This is a genomic window from Massilia sp. YIM B02763, from assembly GCF_030412015.1.
Classification (GTDB): Bacteria; Pseudomonadota; Gammaproteobacteria; order Burkholderiales; family Burkholderiaceae_D; genus Telluria.
In genome coordinates this window covers 69,499-93,283 of record NZ_JASNRD010000018.1, presented here as the reverse complement: position 1 = coordinate 93,283, position 23,785 = coordinate 69,499, and the positions used below count along the sequence as shown (strand labels likewise).

23 protein-coding genes and 1 pseudogene are annotated in these 23,785 nt (G+C 68.1%); 15 read left to right on the top strand and 9 right to left on the bottom strand.

Going from position 1 to position 23,785, the window contains the following annotated elements; all coding sequences use genetic code 11:
* Window positions 1–47: 47 nt before the first annotated feature.
* From modA to QPK32_RS26740, 4 genes and pseudogenes are all read left to right on the top strand, one after another.
* Entirely contained in the window at window positions 48–788 is a 741-nt protein-coding gene (modA, locus tag QPK32_RS20400) for a molybdate ABC transporter substrate-binding protein (RefSeq protein WP_290414631.1), read from the top strand.
* A gap of 28 nt (window positions 789–816) precedes the next feature.
* Window positions 817–1,497, top strand: a complete 681-nt coding sequence (gene modB, locus QPK32_RS20395) for a molybdate ABC transporter permease subunit (RefSeq protein ID WP_290414630.1) — start codon at window positions 817–819, stop codon at window positions 1,495–1,497.
* Window positions 1,497–2,573: a molybdenum ABC transporter ATP-binding protein gene (gene modC, locus QPK32_RS20390; RefSeq protein WP_290414629.1), complete on the top strand. Its 1,077-nt coding sequence runs from the start codon at window positions 1,497–1,499 to the stop codon at window positions 2,571–2,573. Before modB ends, modC begins: the two co-directional genes overlap by 1 nt.
* Window positions 2,574–2,591: 18 nt before the next feature.
* Window positions 2,592–2,666 (top strand): annotated as a pseudogene (locus QPK32_RS26740) (hypothetical protein); the annotation flags it as partial.
* Window positions 2,667–2,934: 268 nt separating this feature from the next.
* Here QPK32_RS26740 and QPK32_RS20385 read toward each other — a convergent pair.
* The 3 genes from QPK32_RS20385 to QPK32_RS20375 all read right to left on the bottom strand — a co-directional run bounded on the left by QPK32_RS20385 (window position 2,935) and on the right by QPK32_RS20375 (window position 5,124).
* Window positions 2,935–3,585, bottom strand: a complete 651-nt coding sequence (locus tag QPK32_RS20385; RefSeq protein WP_290414628.1) for a beta/gamma crystallin-related protein — start codon at window positions 3,583–3,585, stop codon at window positions 2,935–2,937.
* 124 nt (window positions 3,586–3,709) lie between these two features.
* The gene (locus QPK32_RS20380; RefSeq protein ID WP_290414627.1) at window positions 3,710–4,117 is read right to left on the bottom strand and encodes a hypothetical protein; all 408 of its coding nucleotides are present in this window, start codon (window positions 4,115–4,117) and stop codon (window positions 3,710–3,712) included.
* 74 nt (window positions 4,118–4,191) lie between these two features.
* The gene (locus QPK32_RS20375) at window positions 4,192–5,124 is read right to left on the bottom strand and encodes a LysR family transcriptional regulator ArgP (RefSeq protein ID WP_290414626.1); all 933 of its coding nucleotides are present in this window, start codon (window positions 5,122–5,124) and stop codon (window positions 4,192–4,194) included.
* A gap of 96 nt (window positions 5,125–5,220) precedes the next feature.
* On the opposite strand from QPK32_RS20375, the gene QPK32_RS20370 reads away from it, so the two are divergent.
* Window positions 5,221–5,847, top strand: a complete 627-nt coding sequence (locus QPK32_RS20370; protein WP_290414625.1) for a LysE/ArgO family amino acid transporter — start codon at window positions 5,221–5,223, stop codon at window positions 5,845–5,847.
* A gap of 45 nt (window positions 5,848–5,892) precedes the next feature.
* On the opposite strand, the gene QPK32_RS20365 is transcribed toward QPK32_RS20370, so the two are convergent.
* Together QPK32_RS20365 and QPK32_RS20360 are read right to left on the bottom strand one after the other, a co-directional pair.
* Window positions 5,893–6,204, bottom strand: a complete 312-nt coding sequence (locus QPK32_RS20365; protein ID WP_290414624.1) for a c-type cytochrome — start codon at window positions 6,202–6,204, stop codon at window positions 5,893–5,895.
* Between the two features lie 59 nt (window positions 6,205–6,263).
* Window positions 6,264–7,289 carry an XdhC family protein gene (locus tag QPK32_RS20360; RefSeq protein ID WP_290414623.1) on the bottom strand — a complete coding sequence of 342 codons (1,026 nt, stop codon included), beginning with the start codon at window positions 7,287–7,289 and terminating at the stop codon, window positions 6,264–6,266.
* Between the two features lie 191 nt (window positions 7,290–7,480).
* On the opposite strand from QPK32_RS20360, the gene QPK32_RS20355 reads away from it, so the two are divergent.
* The 3 genes from QPK32_RS20355 to QPK32_RS20345 are packed head-to-tail and all read left to right on the top strand — an operon-like array spanning window position 7,481 to window position 10,343.
* Entirely contained in the window at window positions 7,481–8,548 is a 1,068-nt protein-coding gene (locus QPK32_RS20355; protein ID WP_290414622.1) for a nitronate monooxygenase family protein, read from the top strand.
* Between the two features lie 4 nt (window positions 8,549–8,552).
* Entirely contained in the window at window positions 8,553–9,500 is a 948-nt protein-coding gene (locus tag QPK32_RS20350; protein ID WP_290414621.1) for a LysR family transcriptional regulator, read from the top strand.
* Between the two features lie 54 nt (window positions 9,501–9,554).
* Window positions 9,555–10,343 carry a glutaminyl-peptide cyclotransferase gene (locus QPK32_RS20345; RefSeq protein WP_290414620.1) on the top strand — a complete coding sequence of 263 codons (789 nt, stop codon included), beginning with the start codon at window positions 9,555–9,557 and terminating at the stop codon, window positions 10,341–10,343.
* A 54-nt stretch (window positions 10,344–10,397) separates the two neighbouring features.
* Here QPK32_RS20345 and QPK32_RS20340 read toward each other — a convergent pair whose 3' ends face one another.
* From QPK32_RS20340 to QPK32_RS20325, 4 genes are all read right to left on the bottom strand, one after another.
* Window positions 10,398–11,414 carry an NAD(P)-dependent alcohol dehydrogenase gene (locus QPK32_RS20340; protein ID WP_290414660.1) on the bottom strand — a complete coding sequence of 339 codons (1,017 nt, stop codon included), beginning with the start codon at window positions 11,412–11,414 and terminating at the stop codon, window positions 10,398–10,400.
* Window positions 11,415–11,660: 246 nt separating this feature from the next.
* Window positions 11,661–13,427, bottom strand: coding sequence for a DUF885 domain-containing protein (locus QPK32_RS20335; RefSeq protein WP_290414619.1), 1,767 nt, complete (start codon window positions 13,425–13,427; stop codon window positions 11,661–11,663).
* A 145-nt stretch (window positions 13,428–13,572) separates the two neighbouring features.
* The gene (locus QPK32_RS20330) at window positions 13,573–16,068 is read right to left on the bottom strand and encodes a TonB-dependent siderophore receptor (RefSeq protein WP_290414618.1); all 2,496 of its coding nucleotides are present in this window, start codon (window positions 16,066–16,068) and stop codon (window positions 13,573–13,575) included.
* 401 nt (window positions 16,069–16,469) lie between these two features.
* Complete coding sequence (locus QPK32_RS20325) at window positions 16,470–17,411, bottom strand: DUF808 domain-containing protein (RefSeq protein ID WP_290414617.1); 942 nt, start codon at window positions 17,409–17,411, stop codon at window positions 16,470–16,472.
* Between the two features lie 227 nt (window positions 17,412–17,638).
* Between QPK32_RS20325 and QPK32_RS20320 the strand changes: the two genes are divergently transcribed.
* From QPK32_RS20320 to lipA, 7 genes are all read left to right on the top strand, one after another.
* A complete protein-coding gene (locus tag QPK32_RS20320) occupies window positions 17,639–17,866 on the top strand; it encodes a BrnA antitoxin family protein (RefSeq protein WP_290414616.1) in 228 nt (75 codons plus the stop codon).
* A gap of 143 nt (window positions 17,867–18,009) precedes the next feature.
* Complete coding sequence (locus QPK32_RS20315) at window positions 18,010–18,294, top strand: HU family DNA-binding protein (protein ID WP_290414615.1); 285 nt, start codon at window positions 18,010–18,012, stop codon at window positions 18,292–18,294.
* A gap of 96 nt (window positions 18,295–18,390) precedes the next feature.
* A complete protein-coding gene (locus QPK32_RS20310) occupies window positions 18,391–19,029 on the top strand; it encodes a LysE family transporter (RefSeq protein WP_290414614.1) in 639 nt (212 codons plus the stop codon).
* 148 nt (window positions 19,030–19,177) lie between these two features.
* Complete coding sequence (locus QPK32_RS20305) at window positions 19,178–21,418, top strand: DUF6600 domain-containing protein (RefSeq protein WP_290414613.1); 2,241 nt, start codon at window positions 19,178–19,180, stop codon at window positions 21,416–21,418.
* A gap of 212 nt (window positions 21,419–21,630) precedes the next feature.
* Window positions 21,631–21,897: a DUF493 family protein gene (locus QPK32_RS20300; RefSeq protein ID WP_290414612.1), complete on the top strand. Its 267-nt coding sequence runs from the start codon at window positions 21,631–21,633 to the stop codon at window positions 21,895–21,897.
* 104 nt (window positions 21,898–22,001) lie between these two features.
* Window positions 22,002–22,724, top strand: a complete 723-nt coding sequence (gene lipB / locus QPK32_RS20295; RefSeq protein WP_290414611.1) for a lipoyl(octanoyl) transferase LipB — start codon at window positions 22,002–22,004, stop codon at window positions 22,722–22,724.
* Between the two features lie 35 nt (window positions 22,725–22,759).
* Window positions 22,760–23,752, top strand: a complete 993-nt coding sequence (lipA, locus tag QPK32_RS20290) for a lipoyl synthase (RefSeq protein WP_290414610.1) — start codon at window positions 22,760–22,762, stop codon at window positions 23,750–23,752.
* Window positions 23,753–23,785 lie beyond the last annotated feature (33 nt).

Sequence of the window (23,785 nt, the reverse complement as noted above, 5' to 3'; positions counted from 1 at the left end):
TTTTCGTTATATACTCCGCCGTATAGCGCTTTTCCATGGAGAATTCGATGAAACGTCTTGCCGTCCTGCTGGCCATGATCGGTTGCGCCGCTGCCCATGCCGCGGAGGTCCAGGTCGCCGTCGCCGCCAACTTCACCGAGCCGATGAAGCAAATCGCGGCCGAGTTCGAGAAGGACACGGGCCACAAGGCCGTGCTGGCCTTCGGCGCCACCGGCAAGTTCTACGCCCAGATCAACAACGGCGCCCCGTTCGAGGTGTTGCTGGCGGCCGACGACGAGACCCCGGCCAGGCTGGACAAGGAAGGCAAGACCGTCGCCGGCTCGCGCTTCACCTACGCCACCGGCAAGCTGGTGCTGTGGTCGAGCAAGGACGGCTACGTCGATGCCCAGGGCAAGGTGCTGGCAACCGGCAACTATGCGCACCTGGCCATCGCCAATCCGAAGACGGCCCCGTACGGCCTGGCCGCGACCGAGACGCTGGACAAGCTGAAACTGACGGCGAAGGTGCAGCCGAAGATCGTGCAGGGAGAGAATATCGGCCAGACGCACCAGTTCGCCGCCACGGGCAATGCGGAGCTCGGCTTCGTCGCCCTGTCGCAGGTCTGGAAGGACGGCAAGTTCACCTCGGGCTCCGGCTGGATCGTGCCGGACAACCTGCACAGCCCGATCCGCCAGGATGCCGTGATCCTGGCGAAAGGCGCCGGCAACGCGGCCGCCAGGGCGCTGGAAACCTACCTGAAGTCGGACAAGGCCAGGGGCATCATCCGCAGCTTCGGCTACGCGCTGTGACGTTCGCTGCTCCAATGATCGCTGCCCGATGATCGATTCCGCCGACGCCGCCGCCGTCTGGCTGACGCTCAAGCTGGCCACCTGCGTGACCGTCCTGCTGCTGGCGATCGGCACCCCGATCGCCTGGTGGCTGGCGCGCACCCGCTCGCGCCTGCGCCACGTGGTCGGCGCCGTGGTCGCCCTGCCGCTGGTGCTGCCGCCGACCGTGATCGGCTTCTACCTGCTGCTGCTGCTGGGACCGAACGGCGCCATCGGCCAGGCCACGCAGGCGCTGGGCCTGGGCCTGCTGCCGTTCACCTTCCCCGGCCTCGTCATCGCATCGCTGCTGTACTCGATGCCCTTCGTCGTGCAGCCGCTGCAGAACGCGTTCGAGGCCGTCGGCGACCGTCCGCTGGAAGCGGCGGCGACGCTGCATGCGAGCCCCTGGGATGCGTTCTGGTCGGTGGCGGTGCCGCTGGCGCGTCCCGGCTTCCTCACGGCGGCCGTGCTGGGTTTTGCGCACACTGTCGGAGAATTCGGCGTCGTGCTGATGATCGGCGGGAACATCCCGGAAAAGACGCGCGTCGTCTCCGTGCAGATCTACGACCACGTGGAAGCGCTCGAATACGCGCAGGCGCACTGGCTGGCCGGCGGCATGCTGGTCTTCGCCTTCCTGGTGCTGCTGGCGCTGTACACCTTCCATCCGCACGCCGTGAAAGGACAACGTTGATGGAAGGGATCCGCGCCCGCATCCGCCTCGACCGCGGCGGCTTCCTGCTCGACGTCGACCTGGCCTTGCCGCAACGGGGCATCAGCGCCCTGTTCGGCCATTCCGGTTCCGGCAAGACGACGATCCTGCGCGCCATCGCGGGCCTGGAACGGGCGCCCGGCGGCCATGTCGCGCTGGGCGACGAGGTATGGCAGGACGATGCCAAGGGCATCTTCGTGCCCGTGCACCGGCGTCCGCTCGGCTATGTGTTCCAGGAAGCGAGCCTGTTCGCCCACCTGGACGTGCGCGCCAACCTCGATTTCGGGCGCAAGCGCGTGCCGGCATCGGCACGCCGCTTCGAGATCGGGCCGGTGGCCGAGCTGCTGGGCATCGGCCATCTGCTGGCGCGGCGTCCGGCCGGCCTGTCCGGCGGCGAGCGCCAGCGCGTGGCGATCGCGCGCGCCCTGCTGGCGTCGCCGCGCCTGCTGCTGATGGACGAACCGCTGGCCGCCCTCGACCTGCGCCGCAAGCAGGAAATCCTGCCCTACCTGGAACGCCTGCACGACGAGCTGGCGATCCCGATCGTCTACGTCAGCCACGCGCCCGACGAAGTGGCGCGCCTGGCCGACCACCTGGTGCTGCTGGACGAGGGAAAGGTCGTGGCGAGCGGCCCCCTGGGCGAGACGCTGGCCCGGGTCGACCTGCCGGCGGCCTTCGCCGACGATGCCGGCGTCGTGCTCGACACCGTCCTGGCCGGCCACGAGGAAGATCACCTGTCGCGCCTGGACTTCGCCGGCGGCACGCTGTACGTCGGCGGGCACCGCGAAGCGCCGGGCACCCGCCTGCGCTGCCGCATCCATGCGCGCGACGTCAGCCTGGCGCTGGAACGCCCGCAGGCCAGCAGCATCGTCAACGTGCTGCCGGCCGTGGTGACGGCGGTGGCGGCGACCGACACGCCCGGCCACGTGCTGGTGCAGCTGCGGGTGGGCGCGTCGCCCCTGCTGGCCCGTATCACCGAGCGCTCGCGCCGCGAGCTCGGCATCGCCCCCGGCCGCCGGGTCTGGGCACAAGTCAAGGGCGTCGCCCTGCTCGCCTGACCTGGCCNCACCGAGCGCTCGCGCCGCGAGCTCGGCATCGCCCCCGGCCGCCGGGTCTGGGCACAAGTCAAGGGCGTCGCCCTGCTCGCCTGACCTGGCCCAAACCGGGGTCAGAGCCGGGGTCAGAGCCCGGTTTTTGGAAATTTGGGGTCAGAGCACATTCTCGAAAAAATTCGGGGTCAGAGCACTTTTATTGGAAATTGCCCCGTGCCACCAAACAACGCAGGCGCTTGGGGACGGCTCCTTGCTGTAAGCGATACACGCCGTAGAACATGCCGCCAAGCTCTTTCCACAAAAAGTGCTCTGACCCCGAATGCTGGAAATAATGTGCTCTGACCCCGAACGATCTGATCCCGAACGATCAGCGCACGCGGCGCGCCGAGGAGATGCGGTCGTTCATGTCGACCATCGGGTAGCGGCCGGGGCCGAACACTTCGCAGCGGCCGCGGAAGTCGGCGTCCTCGCAGAATTCCCAGCGGCCTTCGCGGATGACGATGGAGCTGACGCGGTCGTTGAAGCCGTAGTCGGTCAGGTTGCGCGCATCGCGTTCGAGGGCCATGTCGGGGCCGCGGAAGTCGCGGTCCTGGAACAGGATGACGTCCGGGCCGCCGCGGCGATCATCGCGCTCGCCGCGGTCCCAGCCGCCACGGCCGTGGCCACGGTCGTCGCGGTCGTCGCGATCCCAGCCCGGACCACGGCCCGGGCCGCCGCGCGAGATTTCGCGGATCGACGACACGGAATCGTTGAACGGCAGCTGGCGGTATTCGCCCGGACCCAGCTCGGCGCAGCGGCCGCGGAAGTTCGCGTCCTGGCACAGCTGCCAGGTGCCGTAGCGGATCACGACGCTCGAGATGCGGTCGTTGAAGCCGAAATCGGACAGGTTGCGGGCGTCGCGCTCCAGCGTCACGCGGTTGCCGCGGAAATTGCTGTCGGCAAAAATGGTCATTTCGCCGGCGAAGGCGGTGTTGGCGAGCGTGGCCAGTACGGCAGCGGCGGCAAGCAGGCGTTTCATGTAATTCTTCTCCTTGGTGGTCATGCGCCTCCCGTCGGCGCCTGGTGAGTTAACGCACCAGGAAACGAACGGGCGGACAATTTCTTGTAACAAATTTCTACGTCGGCCACCCGGCCGTCCAAGCCTAGCCGCGCACCTGCACCGGCTCGATCTGCTCGGCGCGCAGCAGGGCGACGATGCGCTGCCCCAGCGCTTCCAGCTCGGCATGGTGCGCGAGGTTGCGCACGCGCTGGTTCATGCGGCGCCGGTCGTGGATCGAGATCGACCAGCCGATCGGCCGGCCGTCATAGCCGGCCCTGGCGCCGCAGCAGCTGGCGCAGCAGATCGCCAGGCTCAGTTCCTCCGACGGTTCGTAGTCCAGGAACCAGGCCCACTCCTCGCCGCTCGGATAGCCGGTGACGATGCCCTGCCGGTTCAGCGCCTGCGCCAGCCACAATGCCAGCTCGAAACCGTAGCGGCCGGAATCGAGCTGGCAATCCTCCGGCAGCGTCGGCAGGAATTTCTCCGACGAGAATTCGATACCCCAGATCATCGATGCCTCCTCCAGGCATGCCACGCGGATGGCGGACGGCCTTGCGGCCGACGTTGTCCGTATTGTATCGATGTCTATCCGCGGATAGATAGATCGCCGTTATCGTATCCGGGGCCGGGCAAGGGCAGCAGCACGGCACGCGCGCCCCTGACGAGGGCCGCGCCCATGCGTTCCAGCCGTGGCGGCTGGATGCGCCAGGCGTGCCAGTACAGCGGCACGTCGACGGACAGGCCGGGCGCCAGGTCGACCAGGGCGCCGGACGCCAGCATGTCCGCGCATTGCTCGAGCGGCAGCAGGCCATAGCCCAGGCCGAGCCGGATCGCCTGCACGTACGGGTCGCTGGACGGCACGTAGTGGAAGGGATAGGCGCCTTCCGGCAGGCCGAAATGCCGCAGCAGGAAGACCGTCTGCAGCGTGTCCTTGCGGTCGAACACCATCACCGGCGCGCGCCGCGCCGCCTCGCGCGTCATCCCGCCGGGAAACCAGCGCGCGGCAAAGCCGGGCGAACCGACCATGCGGTAGCGCATCGCGCCCAGCGGCTCCACGGTGCAGCCGCGCATCGGTTCCGTCTCGCCGGAGACGCAGGCCAGCGCCCTTCCCTGTTCCAGCAGCGCGAAGGTATGGCCCTGGTTGTCCAGCACGAACTCGACCAGCAGGCCTTCATCGAGCAGCACCGGCGCCAGCACGGGCAGCAGCCAGGTCGCCAGGCTGTCGTTGTTGACGGCCAGCGCGACGCGCGCCGGGCCGGCATCCTCGGCCTGCCCGGCAAAGAATTCCTGTTCCAGCAAGGCGCGCCGGCGCAGGAACTGCAGCAGGCGCATGCCGGGCGCTGTCGGGCGGCACGGACGGGCACGCACCAGCAGCGGCGTGCCCAGGTCCTGCTCGAGCGCGGCGATGCGCTGCGAGATGGCGGACGGCGTCACGTTCAGGCGCGCCGCCGCCCCCTCCAGGCTGCCGCTGTCGACGGTGGCAATGAAGGCCTCGCTGCGGCGGGGATCGATGTGCATGGATTAGCCGGGCTTAATGAAGATTAGATTTCATTAATATAATTGATGTGGCGATCCGTGGAAGGCATGCTGGGGTCCCGACGATACGGAGCCACGATGTTTTCCCCATCTATCTTCCTGCAGGGCCTCGGCCTGGGCGCCAGCCTGATCATGCCGATCGGCGCCCAGAACGCCCATGTGATCCGCACGGCCGTGCGCGGCCGCCACGTGCTGCCGACGGTGGCGGCCTGCATCCTCATCGACGTGACCCTGATCGCGCTGGGCATGTCCGGCTTCGGCGCCCTGGTCGAATCCTCGCCGCGCGTGATGATGGCCGCACGTTGGGGCGGCGCCGCCTTCCTGCTGTGGTACGGCCTGCGCTGCCTGAGGTCGGCCTGGCGCGGCCAGGAGAACGGCGTGGCGGACGATGATGAAGCGGCTGCGCAGCCGGGCAGCGCCTCCAGGGCGCTGGGCCTGGTGCTGGCGCTGTCGCTATTGAATCCGCACGTCTATTTGGATACGGTGGTGCTGCTGGGCGCCGTCGGCAGCAGCCTGGCGCAGGACCACCGGACGTCGTTCGCGGCGGGCGCGATGACGGCGTCGCTGCTGTGGTTTTCGGGACTGGGACTGGCGGCGCGGCGCTGCGCCTTCGTACTGGCGCGTCCGAAGGTGTGGCGCGCGATCGAGACCTTCACGGGCCTGACGATGCTGGTGCTGGCGGCGCTGCTGGTGCGTGCCGCGTAACCGGGGATTGCGGGACGGCGCGGCGGTGGCGCCGTCCCGCCGGCGTCATTTCTGCGCCAGGACCCACTTGGCCAGGGACTGGGCTTCCGCGTCGCTCACCTGCGGGTTCGGCGGCATCGGCACCGGACCCCAGGCGCCCTGGCTGCCCTTCTGGATTTTTTGCGCCAGGCGCGTCGCCGCGTCGGCATCCTTGGCGTACTTGGCCGCCACGTCCTTGAAGGCCGGGCCGACCACCTTGGTCGATACGTTGTGGCAGGCCATGCAGTTCTTTGCCTTGGCCAGGTCGGCCTGGGCGAGCGCGCTCTGGGCGGTGCCCGCCAGTGCCAGCGTCGCAGCCAGCGTGATCCAGGTTTTCATGCAAACTCTCTTTCTGTCGTCGTTGGTAAAGTCGTTTCCGATGCATCGTGCGGACGGCGTCAGGCCGCCAGCGCCGCAGGCAGATCGTCGGCCGCCTGCGCCGCCAGCGCCTTGCCGCCTTCGACCGACATCTGCGCGGGCAGCGCCACGCCGTTCTTGACGGCGGTGAGCTCGGCCAGGATCGAGACGGCGATCTCGTACGGGGTCTTGCTGCCGATGTACAGGCCGATCGGGCCGTGCAGCTTGCCGATCTGTTCCTCGGTCAGCTCCAGTTCGCGCAGGCGTTCGCGCCGGCGCGCATTGTTCGCGCGCGAGCCGATCGCGCCGACGTAGAAGGCGTCGGTCTTGAGCGCTTCCATCAGCGCCATGTCGTCCAGTTTCGGATCGTGGGTCAGCGCCACCACGGCGCTGCGGTTGTCCAGGCGCATGGACAGCACCTCGTCGTCCGGCATCGTGTGCACGACGCGCACGCCCGGCAGGCTCCAGCTGCCGCGGTATTCCTCGCGCGGATCGCACACCGTCACCTGGTATTCCAGGCCCACCGCGATCTGGGCCAGGAACTGCGACAGCTGGCCGGCGCCGATGACGAGCAGGCGCAGGCGCGGTCCGTGGATGCTGACCAGGCGGCGGTCTTCCAGGCGCAGGGGCTCGTCGGCCACGCCTTCCGACAGTGCGACGGCGCCGCTGTCCAGGTCCAGCGTGCGCCGCGTCAGCACGCGGCGCTGGGCCAGCGCCAGCAGCTCGTCCATGCGGCTGTGCGCGCCGAGCGGCTCGACCACCAGCTGGATCGTGCCGCCGCAGGGCAGGCCGAAGCGGTGCGCCTCGTCGGCCGAGATGCCGTAGGTGAGCACCTCGGGCGCGGTGCGCACGATGCCCTTCTCGCGCACGGCGGCGATCAGGTCGTCCTCGATGCAGCCGCCCGAGACCGATCCGACCACCTGGCCGTCGGCGCGGATCGCCATCGTCGCTCCCACCGGGCGGGGGCTCGATCCCCAGGTGCGCACCACCGTCACGTACTCGCACGCGTGGCCGGCGCGCAGCCAGGCGGCGCAGGCTTGCAGCACTTCGAGGTCGATACTGTCCATCACAAGTCCTTTCGTATTCCAATGCGGCTTCATGACATGGAGGCAACATGTCCAAGCAATAACACGCATGCTAGCGCAAATCGGAATACGATGACTGTCGCGCAGTATGCCCTTCCTGCCAACTGATCGTTCGGAAGGGACTGGAAGGTTTCGCTATACTTTCCGGATCGCCAACAACGCTGGAGGCCGTCATGAAACCGGACCTGCTGTCCCTGCTGCGCATCGCCCATCCCATCATCTCGGCGCCGATGGCGGGCGTCTCGACGCCGGCGCTGGCCGCCGCCGTCTCGAATGCGGGCGGCCTGGGCGCGATCGCCGTCGGCCACGGCAGCGCCGCCCAGGCGCGCAGCGCCATCGACGCGTTGCGGCGCCTGACCGACCGGCCGTTCAGCGTCAACGTGTTCTGCCACCGCCCCGCCGTGCCCGATCCGGCGCGCGAAGCGGCCTGGCTGGACTGGCTCGCCCCGCACTTTGCCGCCTTCGGCGCGGCGCCGCCGGCCACGTTGAGCACCATCTACAACACCTTCGTCGACGACGACGCGATGCTGGAATTGTTCCTGGAACTGCGCCCGCCCTCGGTCAGCTTCCACTTCGGCCTGCCCGACGCGCACCGCATCCGCGCGCTGCAGGATGCCGGCATCGTGCTGCTGGCCAGCGCCACCACGCCGTGGGAGGCGCGCCAGGTCGAGGAAGCGGGCATCGACGTCGTCGTCACCCAGGGATACGAGGCGGGCGGCCACCGCGGCACCTTCGATCCGGAGAACGGCGACGCCGCCATCGGCACCTTCGCCCTGCTGCCGCTGGTGGCGCAGGCGGTGCGCATTCCGGTGGTGGCCGCCGGCGGCATCATGAACGGCGCCGGCATCGCCGCGGCGCTGCGCCTGGGCGCCGAGGGCGCGCAGCTGGGCACCGCCTTCATCCCCTGCCCCGAATCCTCGGCCACGAGCCACCACCGCGCCCTGCTCGCGGCCGGCGACACGAACATCACCGCCGTCACCGACGCCATTTCCGGCCGGCCCGCGCGCGGCCTGGTCAACCGCCAGTTTTCCGACGTCGGCGCGGCCTCCCGGCCGCCCGTGCCGGACTACCCGATCGCCTACGACGCGGCCAAGGCGCTGAACGCGGCCGCCGCGAAGAACGGCAACCAGGATTATTCCGTCAACTGGGCCGGCCAGGCGTTCGCGCTGGCGCGGGCCATGCCGGCCGCCGAGCTGGTGGCCACGCTGGTACGGGAGCTGGCGCAGCAGGAAGGGGCGTGAGGCCGTGGACGCGCTGCCGCTGCGCCATGCGGATTTCCGCCGCATCGACCTGAACCTGCTGGTCGCCTTCGACGCCCTGATGGCCGAGCGCCACGTGGGTCGCGCGGCCGCCCGGCTGTTCATCGGCCAGCCGGCGATGAGCCATGCGCTGGCGCGATTGCGCGAGGCGCTGGGCGATCCGCTGTTCGTCCGCGCCGGCAACCGCATGGAGCCCAGTGCGCTGGCGCTGGAACTGGGACCGCGCGTGCACGACTGGCTGGAACAGGCGCACGGCTTCCTGTTCGCGCGCGAGCAGGTCGACCTCGCCCAGGTGCGCGCGACCGTCAAGCTGGGCTTGATCGCCGGCCTGGAAGCGATGCTGCTGCCGCCGCTGATGCAGCGCGCGAACGCCGTCGCGCCGGGGCTGCGCCTGTGGTCGCGCCAGTTCAGCCGCAACGAACTGCCGGCCGCCATCGATGCCGAGGATGTCGACCTGGCGCTGTGGGTGCCGGAACCGGGCCAGCGCGACTGGCACGGCATGCAGCATCTGGTGCGCTGCGGCTTCGACGCCGTGTACGCGCGCAGCCAGGTCCGGCCGGACGGGCCGATGACCCTGGACGCGGCCGTGCGCTATCCGCAGGTGGCGCTGGGCTGGCGCGGCGAGGAGGATTCCATCGTCGACGAGGTGATCGCCGCGCGCGGCCTGCAGCGCAACGTGATCGCCCTGTCCGACAGCCAGCTCGCCACCGCGCGCCTGCTGGCGACGATGCCGGTCGTGTCGCTGCAGCCGCGCATCTACAGCGGCATCTACCGCGACATGCCGGACATGGTGGTGGCGCCGCTCGACATCGACGAGCTGGGCATGGACATCGGCCTGCTGTGGCACCGCCGCCGCGAGCACGACCCGGTGCTCGGCTTCGTGCGCGGCGCCATCGCCGCCATCGTGCAGGGGCAGGCCGGGCCGCAAGGCTGAGGCAAGCGCGACGGGTTGCTGGTATGCTAGTCCGGCTCCCGAACGTGGAAAACCATGAACAAACTCGCCTTCTTCCCGCTGGCCGCCGCGCTGTCCCTGTCCGCCTTCTTCATGCCGCAGGCGCAGGCCGCCATTCCCATCTACGGCTTCGTTGTCAAGAACACCTACCCGCACGATCCGCAAGCCTTCACGCAAGGCCTGTTCTTCAAGGACGGCCACCTGTACGAGAGCACCGGCCAGAAGGGCCAGTCCTCGCTGCGCCGCGTCGACCTCAAGACCGGCAAGGTGCTGCAGAAGAAGGACCTGGCGCCCGAGTACTTCGGCGAAGGGTCGACGGCCGTGGGCGACACCATCGTCGGCCTGACCTGGCAGTCGAACGTCGGCTTCGTCTACGACGCGAAGACGTTCGCGCTCAAGAGCCGCTTCAACTACAAGGGAGAAGGCTGGGGCCTGGCCAGCGACGCGAACGTCGTCTACATGAGCGACGGTACGCCGGAGATCCGCGTGCTCGACCCCAGGACGCTGGAAGAAAAGCGCCGCATCCGCGTGAATGCGGAAGGCAAGCCGGTGCCGCAGCTGAACGAGCTGGAAGTGGTCGACGGCCAGTTGTACGCCAACGTCTGGGGCACCGACGTCATCGCGCGCATCGACCCGGCGAGCGGCAACGTGGTCGGCTGGATCGACCTGACCGGCCTGCTGCCGCCGGACAAGCGCGGCACCAGCAACGTCGACGCGGTCCTGAACGGCATCGCCTACGAACCGAAGGGCAAGCACCTGTACGTCACGGGCAAGTTGTGGCCGAAGCTGTTCGAGATCGAACTGATCAAGCTCGAGCGCCGCTGATGGATCTGGTGGGGTGATTGATGCCAGAGCGGCATCAATCACCCCACCATTCGTTTACGTGACGACGACGACGACCTTGCCGAAATGGGCGCCGGATTCCATGTAGCGGTAGGCGTCCGGCGCATGGTCGAAGTCGAATACGCGGTCGACCACCGGCTGCACGCCCGCCGTGGCGGCGAAGCCCGCGACCTTTTCCAGCATCGCGCGGCTGCCGACATAGATGCCGACCAGGCGCTTGGCGCCCATCAGCAGGGCGCCCGGATTCACTTCGCCGCCGAAGCCGCTGACGCCGCCAATGACGGCCACGCTGCCGCCCATCGCCGCCGCCGCCACCGAGCGGTTGACGGTGCCCTGTCCGCCCACTTCGAGCACCACGTGGGCACCGACGCCATGCGTCACGCGCAGCACTTCTTCCTGCCATTCGGGAAAGCTGCGGTAGTTGATCGTGTGGTGGGCACCGAGGTCGCGCGCCCGCTCCAGCTTCTCGTCGCTGGACGAGGTGATGATGGTGTTCAGCCCCGCCGCCCGCGCCAGCTGCAGGCCCAGCACGGATACGCCGCCCGTTCCCAGCAGCAGCACGGTGTCGCCGGGGCGGATGGCGTTGCTCGATTCGAAGATGGCGTTCCACGCCGTCACGCCGGCGCAGGGCAGGGTGCAGGCGTCGACGAAGCTCATCGACGCGGGAATCTTCACGAGCGCCCGTTCGTCCAGCACCACTTCCTCGGCCAGCATGCCGTCGATATTGCCGCCCAGCGCCAGGCGTACCTTCTCCGACCCCGTGCGGCCGTCTTCCCAGTACGGGAAGAACGACGCCGTCACGCGGTCGCCGGCCTGCAGCGACGTCACGCCCGGCCCCGTGGCGATCACTTCGCCGGCGCCGTCGGAGCAGGGGATGATGGGGTCGTCGACGCTGACCAGGTAGTCGCCCCTGGCCACCATCAGGTCGCGGTAGTTGAGCGAGACGGCGTGCACGCGCACGCGCACTTCGCCGGCGCCCGGCTCGCGGTTCGGATATGCCACGCTGTGCAGCGCGTCGACGCCCTTGCCGGGCAGGATCTGGTAAGCACGCATCATGTCCTCCAACGAAAAATGCCCGCCGGGCGGCGGGCATGGTATCGGTACACTACCGCTCAGTAGCGGCGCATCTGCTGGTTGCTATAGGTCTGCTTGAAGCCGCCTTTCGACTGGAATTTTTTCCACAGGAAACCAGCGATGGCCATCAGGATCATCTTGCGCATGAGAACCTCCATAAGATCGGAAAAGATGGAACAACCTTACCGGGTTCCCCGCGCACGTGGCGCAGGATAGCGCAGCCCGTTATTTGGCCGCCACGCGGGCTTTCTGCGCCGGAATGAAATCTTCCAGTACAGCCTGCTTCAGCAGTGCCGGCGGCAGGATGCCCTGGGCGATCACGAAGTCGTTGAACGCTTTCAGGTCGAAATCCTTGCCCAGTGCGATCTCGGCCAGCGTCTTGAGCGAGCGCAGTTTCACGTAGCCGTAGTAATAGGACGTGGCCTGGCCCGGGCTGCGGTAGGAATAGCGGTCGACTTCCGATTGCGCGAACGGCTCGGACAGCACCACTTCCTGCATCAGGAAATCCTTGGCCTGCTGCGGCGTCATGCGGCCCAGGTTGATCTGCGGGTCGAGCAGGGCGCGCGCCATGCGCAGCAGGCGCGCCTGCAGCGACACCAGCTGGCCTTCCGGCGGCATGTAGGGCAGGATCAGCGCCTCGGAATACAGGCCCCAGCCTTCGACGTTGGTGCTGTTGAAGGCGAAGCTGGCGCGCGCCACCGACATGCCTTGCTCGACCATGGAGGCGAATTGCAGCTCGTGGCCGGGACGCGCCTCGTGCGCGGCCAGCGTCCACGCCATGGCGGTGAAGTCGAAGTCGTTCATCTTGTCCTTCGACTTCGCGTTCGGGTTCGCCAGCGGGATCACGAATTCGCCGTATTCTCCCGTGTTGCCGATCAGGCGCGGGGGGCTCATGAACGGGGCCGGCGAACGCGCCGCCTCGGCGGCGGTGGCCACGCGGATGTTCGCGTCGCGTTCCGGCAGCGTGACCAGGCCGTGGGCGCGGATCATGCCCTCGATGTCCTTCAGGCGCTCGCGGTAGTAGGGCAGCAGCTGGTCGGCGGGAATCGACGTCTTCTTCAGTTCGCGCAGCACGTCGCGGTAGTCGGACGTGAGCATCTTCCTGTCCGCGGCGATGCCGTTGGCCACCACCTGCATCTCGTCGCGCACTTCCTGGAAATCGAAGCCGGCGCGCTCGATCATCTGTTCCGGCGCGATGTCGACACCGACGTTGGCCAGGCGGTTCACGTACAGCGCTTCCGGCAGGCGCACTTCCTTGCGCGCGCGCGGCACGATGTGCTCCTTCACCCAGGCGTCGTAGTCGGCCACCTGGCTTTTCAATGCGGCGAAATCCGCTTCCCAGCCGGCCACGCCGGCCTTCTTGAACAGCTCCTCGATGCCATCCATGTAGGTGGCGTTGTTGTTCAGGCCTTCCTCGACCTCGCCCACGTAGGGGCCGATCAGCTTGCGGTCGGCCAGGCGTTCCTCGCCGCGCGCCTTCGCAAGCAGGGCGATGGGCGTATAGCCCGCTTCCTTGCCGGCGTAGCGCTTCAGGCGCACCAGCGCCAGCTTCTGTCGCTCCGGCTTGTTGCGCGGGTCGAGCAGGGCGCGCAGGCCGCCGTACACGAGTTCGCCCACGTTCATGTAGTTCAGCAGGTACTGGTGCTCGAGCTTCATGGTGGCGATTTTCTTTTCGCGCGAATCGATCAGGATGTCGAGGTCCTGGCGCACCTTCGGATCCTGTTCGCGCGCACGCTGGACGCGCAGCGCCTTCAGGCGCTTTTCCGTGTCGCCCAGCTCGCGCTCGTAGTAGCGCGGCTTGAGGTCGACCACCGCCGTGTCGAAGCTCTCGTCGCCCAGCTCGGTGGCATCCTCGGGCACGTACTTGCCCGTGTCCTTCAGGACCGGCTGCGTATAGGCGTCGCTACGCGCAACCCAGGCGGGCGTGGCGGAGAAGGCGGTGCTCGATGCGAGGAGGAGGGCGAGGCCGAGGTGGCGGCGGATGCGGGACATGGGGCTTCCTGTTGAGAGGCGAAACAGGAATTTTAAACGGAAAAGCATGAACGTCGTCCCTGCGAAGGCAGGGACCCAATGTTGTTTGCATTGCGACGACGCATGCGAAATTGGGTCCCTGCCTTCGCAGGGACGACGTGTTGGCTTAGAACGCGTACGTCGCGCGCGCGTACACGTAGCGCCCGTTGTTGCCGAACGGCGTGTAGTTCGAGAACGGCGTGTTGCCCGTCGTGTTCAGCGACGGCGGCAGCGTTTCCGAGTACTTGTCGAAGACGTTGTCCGCGCCCAGGGCCAGCGTCAGCTTGGGCGTGGCGGCGAAGCGCGCTTCCAGGTCGACGATCGTCCTGGCCGACAGTTCGTAGTCGAAGGCGGCCGTGGTGCCCGGGGCCAGCACTTCGCCGTAGCGGGTGGCGCGCGCCGTCAGGCCCCATTGCGCCAGCTTCCAGTTCATGCTGGCCGTGACCTTGTTCTTCGGCTGGCCTTTTTCCAGCGTCAGCACGTTCACGCGGTCGAACAGCACCGGCGCGGGATTCAATGCGGCCAGCTGCGCCGTGGTCGGTACCTTCGTCACGTCGGTGTGGTTGAAGTTGCCGGCCAGCGTGAAGTCGAAGCGCCCGGCGGCGCCCGCGTTCCACGGCAGGCTCGCGACGACGTCCACGCCTTCGGTGCGGGTGTTCACGCCGTTGATGAAGAAGCGGCCGCCGCCCACGCCGGCAAAGCCCTGGCCCACGATATAGTTGCGCACCGCCGTCGAGGTCAGGTTCTCGGACAGCACGATGCGGTCGCGCATATTGATGCGGTAGGCGTCGACGGTGATGCTCAGCGGGGCGAAGCGCATCACGGCGCCCAGCGAGAAGTTGGTCGACTTCTCGGCCTTCAATTCCTTGGCGCCCAGCGCCACGGCGACCGGGTCGTTCGGCTTGAAGGTCGTGATCTCGTACGGGACGCCGTTGATGAAGTTGGTCGACGTCGACGTGAAGTACTGCTGCTGCAGCGACGGCGCGCGGAAGCCGTTCTGCACCGAGCCGCGCAGCGCGAAGTTCTTGTTGAAGTCGTAGCGGCCCGAGAGCTTGCCGGCCAGGCTGCTGCCGTAGTCGTTGTAGTGCTCGCCGCGCACCGCCGCCGAGGCCAGGAAGGCGTCGGTGACGTTCGCCTCGAGGTCGGCGAACACGCCGATCGCCGTGCGCGAAGCGCTGACGTTGTTGGACGGACGGAAGCCCGGGAACACCTGGGCGCCCGGCGCCGCCGGCGTGCCGTTGGCCAGGAGCCGTCCGCCGGAACGGTAGGAGTCCGGTTCGCCCGCATGCATCTCGTAGCCTTCGCGGCGCGCCTCGGTGCCGATCGCGAGGTTCAGTGGCGAGGCCAGGCCCTTGACGTCGAACTTGCGCACGCCGGTCAGGTTGTAGACGAGCTGGTTGTACGAGAAGCCGCCCGCGTCGAACTGGGTCTTGCTCGTGGGTCCGATCGAGGCGTTGAGCGTGTGCTCGATCGAGTAGTCCATCCGGTTCTTGCCGTAGACGAGCGAGGTGTCCAGGTCCCATTCTCCCATCGTCCAGCTGGCGCCGGCGGCGGCGCTGAAGTCCTCGACGGTGGGAGCGATGATCGGCAGGAAGCCGTCCGGGTAGATCGACGGCACGTTGCGCGCATCCTGCGGCAGGCGGAAGTAGCCGGCCGATTCGGCATCGCGCAGCTGGTAGCTGGACCAGCCGTAGACCTTGACGCCGTTGGCCAGGGTGTTGCCGGCGTTGACGAACACGGTCTTCTGCTGCATTTCCGGGTCGCCGTACCAGGCGTTGAAGCGGTTGATGGTCAGCTCGCGCGGATCGAAGGCGCCGTTCACTTTGGCGTACTGCTGGCGCATGTCGTAGCCGCTGCGCTCCGTGTGCTGCTGGTCCTTGTATTCGGCCGCGATGGTGACAAAGCCCGTCTCGCCCCAAGGCAGGCCTTTCCAGACGCTGGCCGTCTTGGTCTGGCCGTCGGTGCGCTTGCGCGAGTTCGGTCCGCTCCAGGTGGCGCCGGCCGGCGCAATGTCGTTCCACAGGTCGTATTCGGTCTTGCGCTCGCCGAAGGTGAAGGTGCCTTCGCCCCCGTCGCGGTCCGTACGCAGGCGCACGTTGACGACGCCCGAGATGGCGTCCGAGCCGTACTGGGCGGCGGCGCCGTCGCGCAGCACCTCGATGTTCTTGACGATGGCGGACGGGATCGTGTTCAGGTCGACGGCGGCCGAACCGCGGCCGATGCTGCCGTTCAGGTTGACCAGCGAGGAGGCGTGCCGGCGCTTCGAGTTGACCAGCACGAGGCTCTGGTCCGGCGCCATGCCGCGCAGGGTGGCCGGGCGGATCGTGTCCGTGCCGTCGGTAAGCGCCGGGCGCGGGAAGTTCAGCGAGGGCAGGGCGACGGATAGCGCCTGGTTCAGCTCCGTGGAACCGGTGGTCTTCAGCGTGTCGGCCGAGATGATGTCGACGGGGGAGGCGGTGTCGAGGGCGGTGCGGTTGGCCACGCGGGTACCGGTGACGACCACGGTGGCGGCGTTGCCTTCGGCGGCGCCCGTGTCCTGGGCCTGGGCGGGGACCATCGCGCCGAACAGGGCGGCGATGGAGACGGCGAGTACGGTTTTTTCCGGCGCAAATCGTTGTTGCATCTCTTGTCCTTATTCTGGTCTGGCGCCTGGCCGTGGGAAACCGGCCGGCATGCATGCGATACGGCGTTCTCCTGTTCCCTGGTCGGGCGCCTCCTCCAGCGTTGCCGGCGGCGGCGAGATGCGGACGCTGCCGCGGCGTTACCGGTCGGTGCGCCGCGCTGTCCATGGGCTCGTATGGTGGCAAGCCCGTATTGATACTGACTGGACCGTATTCCTGTTGTCAATCCATTCAATTTGTATGGATGTAAATGTGCAACAGCAAGTATGACGGGCGGTCGTTCGCCGTGGTGCGGTATCGGGAAGGTATGCCGCACGGCGGTGCGTGCGGGAGGGAAAGGACGGGGAACTGCACCAGCCGGGTGCGCATGCCCGGCCGTGGAAACGGGAGTTGTGGATAGTACTTAGTGATCGGCCTTGCGTCCGCGCAGGCGCTGTACCAGCGTGACCACGGCCAGCACGACGGCGCCGATCACGACGCCGGCGACGGCATCGACGACGGTCGGCGCCACGGCCGCCAGCAGGCCGCCGACGACGGGCACGCCGGCCACCGCGTGCGCCGCGCTTTCCGCCAGGTGGTGCAGCGGCTCGACCGCATGGCCGATGATGCCGCCGCCGACCATGAACATGGCCGCCGTGCCCACCACCGACAGGGTCTTCATGAGGCGCGGGGCGGCCGCCAGCAGCATGCGGCCGATCCCCCGGGCGAAGCCGCTGGCCTTCCTGCTCAGGTACAGGCCGGCGTCGTCGATCTTGACGATCAGGGCCACGATGCCATACACGCCGACCGTCATCGCGAGCGCCACCGCGACGAGGGCGGCGACCTGGGCGCCGAACGAGGTGTTCTGCTCGTTGACCACGCCCAGCGCGATCACGATGATCTCGGCCGACAGGATGAAGTCGGTGCGCACGGCGCCCTTGATCTTGTCCTGCTCCACCGTCCGCATGTCGCTGCCTGCGGCCAGCGCGGCGGCGAGTTCCTCTTCGTGGGCCGCATCTTCCGCGTCGCTGTGCAGGAATTTGTGCGCCAGCTTCTCGAAGCCCTCGAAGCACAGGAAGGCGCCGCCGATCATCAGGAGGGGCGTGATCGCCTGCGGCAGGAAAGCGGAAATGGCCAGCGCCGCCGGCACCAGGATCGCCTTGTTGCGCAGCGAGCCCTTGGCGACCGACCAGACGACGGGCAATTCGCGGTCGGCGTTCACGCCTGTCACCTGCTGGGCGTTCAGCGCCAGGTCATCGCCGAGCACGCCGGCCGTCTTCTTGGCCGCCACCTTGCTCATCAGGGCGACGTCGTCGAGGACGCTGGCGATATCGTCGATCAGCGCGAGCAAGCTTCCTGCAGCCATGTACCACTCCTAAACAAATATCAAGTTGACCACATCTTAACCGAGGCGGCGCCCGCCGCTGCACACGCTTCGGGCGCGCCCGGGGCTGCTCATTCCTCTTATTTGCGTTTCAACCCCGGAAAACTGCATCCCGTCGCTTTTCGCGGGCACGAGCGCGCGCGCATACGTATATTGCCAACATCGGCTGCGGTGCAGCAGCCTTTCCCAGACCTGAAGGAGAGATGCCCATGTCCAGCAACATCGCCGACCTCGCCAAGTTCGACCTGCCGACCGCGCCGCGCCGCCGTGCGCGTCCGCCCAAGCGCAAGACCCGTATCACGATCTACCTCGACGACGAAGTGCTGGACGAGTTCCGTTCGCGCGCCGAACGCACGGGCACCGGCTACCAGACCCTGATCAACGCCGCCCTGCGCCTGCGCCTGGGCGGTGCGGAAACGGTGCCGTCGGCGGCCTGACACCGCGCGGATCCGGGGTTCGACGGCGGCCAGATCGCACAAACCCCGCCAGTACAGGGCCTACGGCGCGCCGGGCCTTGTATTTGGATTACATATGGCAATTAATTATGCTAATCTTCCGGCTCTTTCAACCCGGAGGATTTATGAAAAAAGGCGAACTGATCGCTGAATTTGCGAAGCGTACCGAGATGTCGGGCGCCGCTGCGAACGATGCAGTGAACACCATCATCGACATCATCACCGAGCGCCTGAAAAAAGGCGACACGGTCGGCATCACCGGCTTCGGCACGTTCTCGGTCACCAAGCGCGCTGCTCGCAAGGGCCGCAACCCGGCAACCGGCGAAGTGATCAAGATCGCTGCGTCGAAGACGCCGCGCTTCGCTGCCGGCGCGACCCTGAAGGGCGCCGTCAATCCGAAGAAGAAGTAAGCAGTGCCTGCGGCTGGCCGCAGCCACCGGCGTCGCCGGGTGCTGCGTGCCATGCCCGCATTTCCCTTTCCCCGAATTCCTTATTCCCCTGCCAGCATGACTTTCGCTACCTGGATCGGCTTCGTCATCGCCGGCATCCTGATCGCCATTTCTCCCGGTTCGGGCGCCGTGCTGTCGATGTCGCACGGCCTGGCCTACGGATTGAAGAAGGCCAGCGCCACCGTGCTGGGATTGCAACTGGGCCTGATCCTCGTGCTGGTGATCGCCGGCGCCGGCGTCGGCTCCCTGCTGATGGCGTCGGAACTGGCCTTCACGGTCGTCAAGACCGTGGGCGCCCTGTACCTGATCTGGCTCGGCATCGGCCAGTGGCGCGCCAAGGCGGAAGGCCCCAGCGTGTCGACCTCGGGCATGGCCGCGCACCCGTCGTTCGGCCGGCGCGTGATGACCGGCTTCCTCACCAACGCCACCAATCCGAAGGGCATCATCTTCATGGTCGCCGTGCTGCCGCAATTCATCTCGAAGGACGCGCCGGTGCTGCCGCAGCTCGCGATCCTGGGCGCGACCATGGTCACCATCGACACCACCGTCATGCACGGCTATGCCTTCCTGGCCTCGTCGATGCAGCGCTGGTTCCGCGACGCGCGTGCCGTGATAATCCAGAACCGTTTCTTCGGCGCCGTGCTGATGGTGATGGGCAGCCTGCTGTTCTTCGTCAAGCGCGGGCATGCGGCCTGACGCATCCGGCGTCACGTAGCCGCTGTTCCGTATTTCGCAACGTTTTGTAACGCGTGTAGTCTGTACGCACGCTCGTGCGTTGTAATCAGGTAGACGGCCTGCGTCCTACGACACCCACGATCATGCAGTGCGGAGACTGGAGAGAACGATGCCCCACCACCCCATGAGGAAAGCGGCGACGCTGCTGGCCCTCGCCACCTTGTCGGCCCTGGCCGTCGCGCCTGCCACTGCCCAGTCGACCGTGTCGACCGCTTCCGACGACGACTACGCCGAGACGATCGACGCATCCTCCAATGCCGAGCCGCCGGCGCGGGTCGGCCGCCTTGCCGTCATCCAGGGCCAGGTGAGCGTCGGCAGCGAGGTCGGCGCCGAATTGTCCGCCGCCCAGATCAACTGGCCCGTCACCACGGGCAGCATGCTGGCCACGGCGGCCAACGGGCGCACCGAGGTGCAGGTGGGCTCGACCTCGATCCGCCTGGACGGCGACTCTTCGCTCGAGGTGCTGCAGCTCGACGACTACACCATGCGCCTGCGCCTGCACCACGGCAGCGCCAGCATCCGCGTGGTCAATGCGGACGTCGTGCAGGGCTTCGAACTCGAGACCCCGCAGGCGCGCATCCGCCTGGACCAGCCCGGCCGCCTGCGCGTGGACGCCGAGCGCGTGCGCGACACCAGCTTCGTGACCGTGTTCGACGGCGCCGCCCAGGTCGAGGCGGGCGGTTCGCAGCTGACGGTGCGCGCCGGCCGCCGCGCCGAGCTGGGCGACATCGACGTGCGCACGCTGGCCGCCGTGCGCGACGGCTTCGACGACTGGGCCGCGGCGCGCGACCGGCTGCAGGACAACGCGGCGTCCGCACGCTACGTCACTCCCGAGATGACGGGCTACGAAGACCTGGACCGCTACGGCAGCTGGAGCACCAGCGAGGACTACGGCCCCCTGTGGACCCCGACCGTGGCCTCGACCTGGGTGCCGTACCGCGACGGCAGCTGGACCTGGCTCGACCCCTGGGGCTGGACCTGGGTCGACAATGCGCCCTGGGGCTATGCGCCGTTCCACTACGGCCGCTGGGTGCAGGTGCGCAACCGCTGGGCCTGGGCGCCGGGACGCCGCGGACCGCGCCACGAGCGCCCCGTGTGGGCGCCCGCGCTGGTCGGCTGGGTCGGCGGCGCCGGCTGGAACGTCGCGTTCCGCGACCGCAACCGCCATCCGGCCTCGGGCTGGTACCCGCTCACGCCGCACGACCGCTTCGTGCCGAGCTGGCGCGCCTCGGCCGCGCGCACGGCATGGTGGAATGCGCACGTGCGCCCCGATCCGCGCCGTCCGCGCGACTACCGCCCGCCCGGCTTGACCGTCGTGCCGCGCGAGCAGTTCGGCCGTCCGGGCCGCGTCAACGTACCGCGCGCACCCATCGCCACCGTGCCGCCGATACTGGTGCACAACGCCCCGGCCGGCGCGCCGCCGGCGCCGCCGAACCGGCCGCCGCGGCCGTCGCGCCCCGACGGGCGTCCCGATTTCCGTCCTGATTTCCGTCCTGATATCCGTCCGGGCATGCGTCCCGATGTCCGTCCCGATCCACGCCCGGATGTGCAGGTCGACGGCCGGCCGCACCGCGGCCGTGGCGTCATCGAGACCAGCAGCAACGACCGCGATGGCGTCGATGGCCGCGACGGCTTCGTCGGCCGCCCGCGGCCGGGCCAGGTCGCCCAGGTCGGCGGCGCCGCGCCCGCGCCGGGCCTGGTGGCGCCGGCAACACCGGTCCGGCCGCAGGGCATCGTCAGCCCGACGCCGCACCAGTCGCCGCAGCCGCTGACGATCACCAGCCCGCCGCCGCGCCAGTCGCCGCAGCCCTTGCCGCCCGGCGGTCCGCAGCCGCTGAACGGCATCGGCCCGACGCCGCAGCAGGGCGTGCCGGAACAGTGGCAGAACCGTCCGGGCTGGCGCCGCGACACGGATGGCGACGGCCGGCCGGACCGGTTCAACCGCGGCGACCGTGGCGACCGCATGGGCGAGCCGCGCCCCAACCGTCCGGCCTCGATCCAGACGGCGCCGCCGTCGGTTCCCGTGGCCGCCGTTTCAGCCCCGCCGCAGGCCGCGCAGCCGGTGCCGCGGTTCGAGCGGCCCGAATCGCGGCCCGAATCGCGTCCCGAATTCCGGCCAGAACCGCGTCCTGAATCGCGGCCGGAACCGCGCCCCGACCGTCCGCACCGCGGCGACTTCGGCGGCCCTGCGCGTGCCGCGCCGCCCGTGCCGGCGCCCGCGCCGGCACCCGCCCCGGCGGCACGTCCGAGCCCGCCGCCTGCACAGGCCGTGGCACCCGCGCCGCCGCCCCGCGGCGACGGCGGCCGTGCGCACACGGACAACCGCGGCCGGCACCAGCAGGAACGTTGAAACCGGGGAAAGCGTTCCCATATACGTGGAGAAATGCGTAGGGTGGACAGCTCTGCTGTCCACGCGTTCGAGCGGCGGTGCATTGCCGCAACGGTCTTTCTGCCGTGGAACGCGTGGACGGCGAAGCTGTCCACCCTACGTCGTTTGCAGGATAATGTCGGCCTCGCCCATGTGGGCCGGGCTAATAATGCATTTTTGACACAGGAGCGGCCATGGACCGGAAAGAATCCCTCATCGAATACCCCAGCGACTTCCCCATCAAGGTGATGGGCGCGACGCACGACGAGTTCGCCGCCACCATCGTCGACGTGGTGGTCGCCCACGACCCGACTTTCCACGCGGGCAAGGTCGAGATGCGCCCTTCGTCGAACGGCAACTACATCGGCCTGACGCTGACGGTGCGCGCCACCAGCCGTGAGCAGCTCGACAACATTTACCGCGAACTGTCGGGCCACCCGATGGTCAAGATCGTCCTGTAAACGTTGTATCCAGGGCCTGCAAGCCCCCGCCCGCCGGGGCCTTGCAGCGCAGGCCATCAGGCTGGCTTATAATGACGGGGCACACCAGCCCCCGACCATACCTCATGCAAGCGAACCGTCCCGCCGCTCCGGTCATCCGCGAGCTTGGCCGCGCCGACTACGAACCCGTCTTCGCCGAGATGCGCCTCTTTACCGATGCGCGCACCCCCGACACGCCCGACGAACTGTGGATCGTCGAGCATCCGCCCGTGTTCACGCTGGGCCTGGGCGCCGACCGCGGCCATCTGCTGTCCGGTCCCGGCGTGCCGGCCCATGCCGTGCCCGTCGTGCAGACCGACCGCGGCGGCGAAGTCACGTACCACGGCCCCGGCCAGGTCGTGATTTACCTGCTGATGGACCTGCGCCGCAACAAGCCGGGCGGCAAGCTGTACGCGCGCCAGTTCGTGAACAAGATCGAGCAGGCGGTCATCGACGTGCTGGCGGCGTATAATCTGGAAGGTGAACGTGTCGAAGGCGCACCCGGCATCTATATCGCCAAGGGACCGCAGTCCCGCGGCCATGCGGGCGCCAAGATCGCCGCGCTGGGCCTGAAGGTGCGCGGCAACGGCTGCACCTACCACGGCGTGTCGCTGAACGTCGCGATGGACCTGTCTCCTTTCACGTGGATCAACCCGTGCGGCTATTCCGGGCTGGCCACGGTGGACATGCGCACCATGGGCGTCGAAGCGCCGCTGGCCGACGTGCAGCAGGCGCTGGCGCGCGCGCTGGTCCACCATCTTTCGACGGCGCCGTCCGAGGCGCAGCCCGCAACGATCGACGCAAACTGATAGCCCAACTGAAGCCCACCGGGGCAGAGAGCCATATGACTTCCGAAATCGATACCGGCACCGCCGCAGCAGCAGCCTACAACGCCAGCGAAAAGCAGAAGGGCGCGAGCAAGACGTCGCGCATCCCGATCAAGATCGTGCCGATCGAGCAGCATGAGCGTCTCAAGAAGCCGGACTGGATCCGCGTGAAGGCCGCCACCGCCTCGTCGCGCTTCTACGAGATCAAGGACATCCTGCGCGCCAACAACCTGGTGACCGTGTGCGAGGAAGCCAGCTGCCCGAACATCGGCGAATGCTTCGGCAAGGGCACCGCGACCTTCATGATCATGGGCGACAAGTGCACCCGCCGCTGCCCGTTCTGCGACGTCGGCCACGGCCGCCCGGACCCGCTCGACGTCAACGAGCCGGGCAACCTGGCCAAGACCATCGCCGACCTGCGCCTGTCCTACGTCGTGATCACCTCGGTGGACCGCGACGACCTGCGCGACGGCGGCGCCGGCCACTTCGTCGAGTGCATCCAGAAGACCCGCGCGCTGTCGCCGAACACCAAGATCGAAGTGCTGGTGCCGGACTTCCGCGGCCGCCTGGAAAAGGCGCTGAACATCTTCGCCGACGGCTTGCCGGACGTGATGAACCACAACCTGGAAACCGTACCGCGCCTGTACAAGGAAGCACGCCCGGGCGCCGACTACCAGCACTCGCTGGTGCTGCTGCGCGACTTCAAGGCCAAGTACCCGAACGCCGTCACCAAGTCCGGCCTGATGGTCGGCCTGGGCGAGACCGACGAGGAAATCCTGGAGGTCATGCGCGACATGCGCGCGCACGACATCGACATGCTGACCATCGGCCAGTACCTGGCCCCGTCGAACTCGCACCTGCCAGTGCGCCGCTACGTGCACCCGGACACGTTCAAGATGTTCGAGGAAAAGGCCTACGAGATGGGCTTCGTGCACGCGGCCGTGGGCGCGATGGTGCGTTCCTCGTACCACGCGGACCAGCAGGCGCACGAGGCGGGCGTCGCCGCGTAAGCAGCCGAGGTTTCACGTCATACATGGTGGGCA

What these genes read in the sequence shown, in the direction of transcription:
- modA (WP_290414631.1), top strand. Translation starts at nt 48, where the DNA reads ATGAAACGTCTTGCCGTCCTGCTGGCCATGATCGGTTGCGCCGCTGCC.
- modB (WP_290414630.1), top strand. Translation starts at nt 817, where the DNA reads ATGATCGATTCCGCCGACGCCGCCGCCGTCTGGCTGACGCTCAAGCTG.
- modC (WP_290414629.1), top strand. Translation starts at nt 1,497, where the DNA reads ATGGAAGGGATCCGCGCCCGCATCCGCCTCGACCGCGGCGGCTTCCTG.
- QPK32_RS20385 (WP_290414628.1), bottom strand. Translation starts at nt 3,585, where the DNA reads ATGAAACGCCTGCTTGCCGCCGCTGCCGTACTGGCCACGCTCGCCAAC.
- QPK32_RS20380 (WP_290414627.1), bottom strand. Translation starts at nt 4,117, where the DNA reads ATGATCTGGGGTATCGAATTCTCGTCGGAGAAATTCCTGCCGACGCTG.
- QPK32_RS20375 (WP_290414626.1), bottom strand. Translation starts at nt 5,124, where the DNA reads ATGCACATCGATCCCCGCCGCAGCGAGGCCTTCATTGCCACCGTCGAC.
- QPK32_RS20370 (WP_290414625.1), top strand. Translation starts at nt 5,221, where the DNA reads ATGTTTTCCCCATCTATCTTCCTGCAGGGCCTCGGCCTGGGCGCCAGC.
- QPK32_RS20365 (WP_290414624.1), bottom strand. Translation starts at nt 6,204, where the DNA reads ATGAAAACCTGGATCACGCTGGCTGCGACGCTGGCACTGGCGGGCACC.
- QPK32_RS20360 (WP_290414623.1), bottom strand. Translation starts at nt 7,289, where the DNA reads ATGGACAGTATCGACCTCGAAGTGCTGCAAGCCTGCGCCGCCTGGCTG.
- QPK32_RS20355 (WP_290414622.1), top strand. Translation starts at nt 7,481, where the DNA reads ATGAAACCGGACCTGCTGTCCCTGCTGCGCATCGCCCATCCCATCATC.
- QPK32_RS20345 (WP_290414620.1), top strand. Translation starts at nt 9,555, where the DNA reads ATGAACAAACTCGCCTTCTTCCCGCTGGCCGCCGCGCTGTCCCTGTCC.
- QPK32_RS20340 (WP_290414660.1), bottom strand. Translation starts at nt 11,414, where the DNA reads ATGCGTGCTTACCAGATCCTGCCCGGCAAGGGCGTCGACGCGCTGCAC.
- QPK32_RS20335 (WP_290414619.1), bottom strand. Translation starts at nt 13,427, where the DNA reads ATGTCCCGCATCCGCCGCCACCTCGGCCTCGCCCTCCTCCTCGCATCG.
- QPK32_RS20330 (WP_290414618.1), bottom strand. Translation starts at nt 16,068, where the DNA reads ATGCAACAACGATTTGCGCCGGAAAAAACCGTACTCGCCGTCTCCATC.
- QPK32_RS20325 (WP_290414617.1), bottom strand. Translation starts at nt 17,411, where the DNA reads ATGGCTGCAGGAAGCTTGCTCGCGCTGATCGACGATATCGCCAGCGTC.
- QPK32_RS20320 (WP_290414616.1), top strand. Translation starts at nt 17,639, where the DNA reads ATGTCCAGCAACATCGCCGACCTCGCCAAGTTCGACCTGCCGACCGCG.
- QPK32_RS20315 (WP_290414615.1), top strand. Translation starts at nt 18,010, where the DNA reads ATGAAAAAAGGCGAACTGATCGCTGAATTTGCGAAGCGTACCGAGATG.
- QPK32_RS20310 (WP_290414614.1), top strand. Translation starts at nt 18,391, where the DNA reads ATGACTTTCGCTACCTGGATCGGCTTCGTCATCGCCGGCATCCTGATC.
- QPK32_RS20305 (WP_290414613.1), top strand. Translation starts at nt 19,178, where the DNA reads ATGCCCCACCACCCCATGAGGAAAGCGGCGACGCTGCTGGCCCTCGCC.
- QPK32_RS20300 (WP_290414612.1), top strand. Translation starts at nt 21,631, where the DNA reads ATGGACCGGAAAGAATCCCTCATCGAATACCCCAGCGACTTCCCCATC.
- lipB (WP_290414611.1), top strand. Translation starts at nt 22,002, where the DNA reads ATGCAAGCGAACCGTCCCGCCGCTCCGGTCATCCGCGAGCTTGGCCGC.
- lipA (WP_290414610.1), top strand. Translation starts at nt 22,760, where the DNA reads ATGACTTCCGAAATCGATACCGGCACCGCCGCAGCAGCAGCCTACAAC.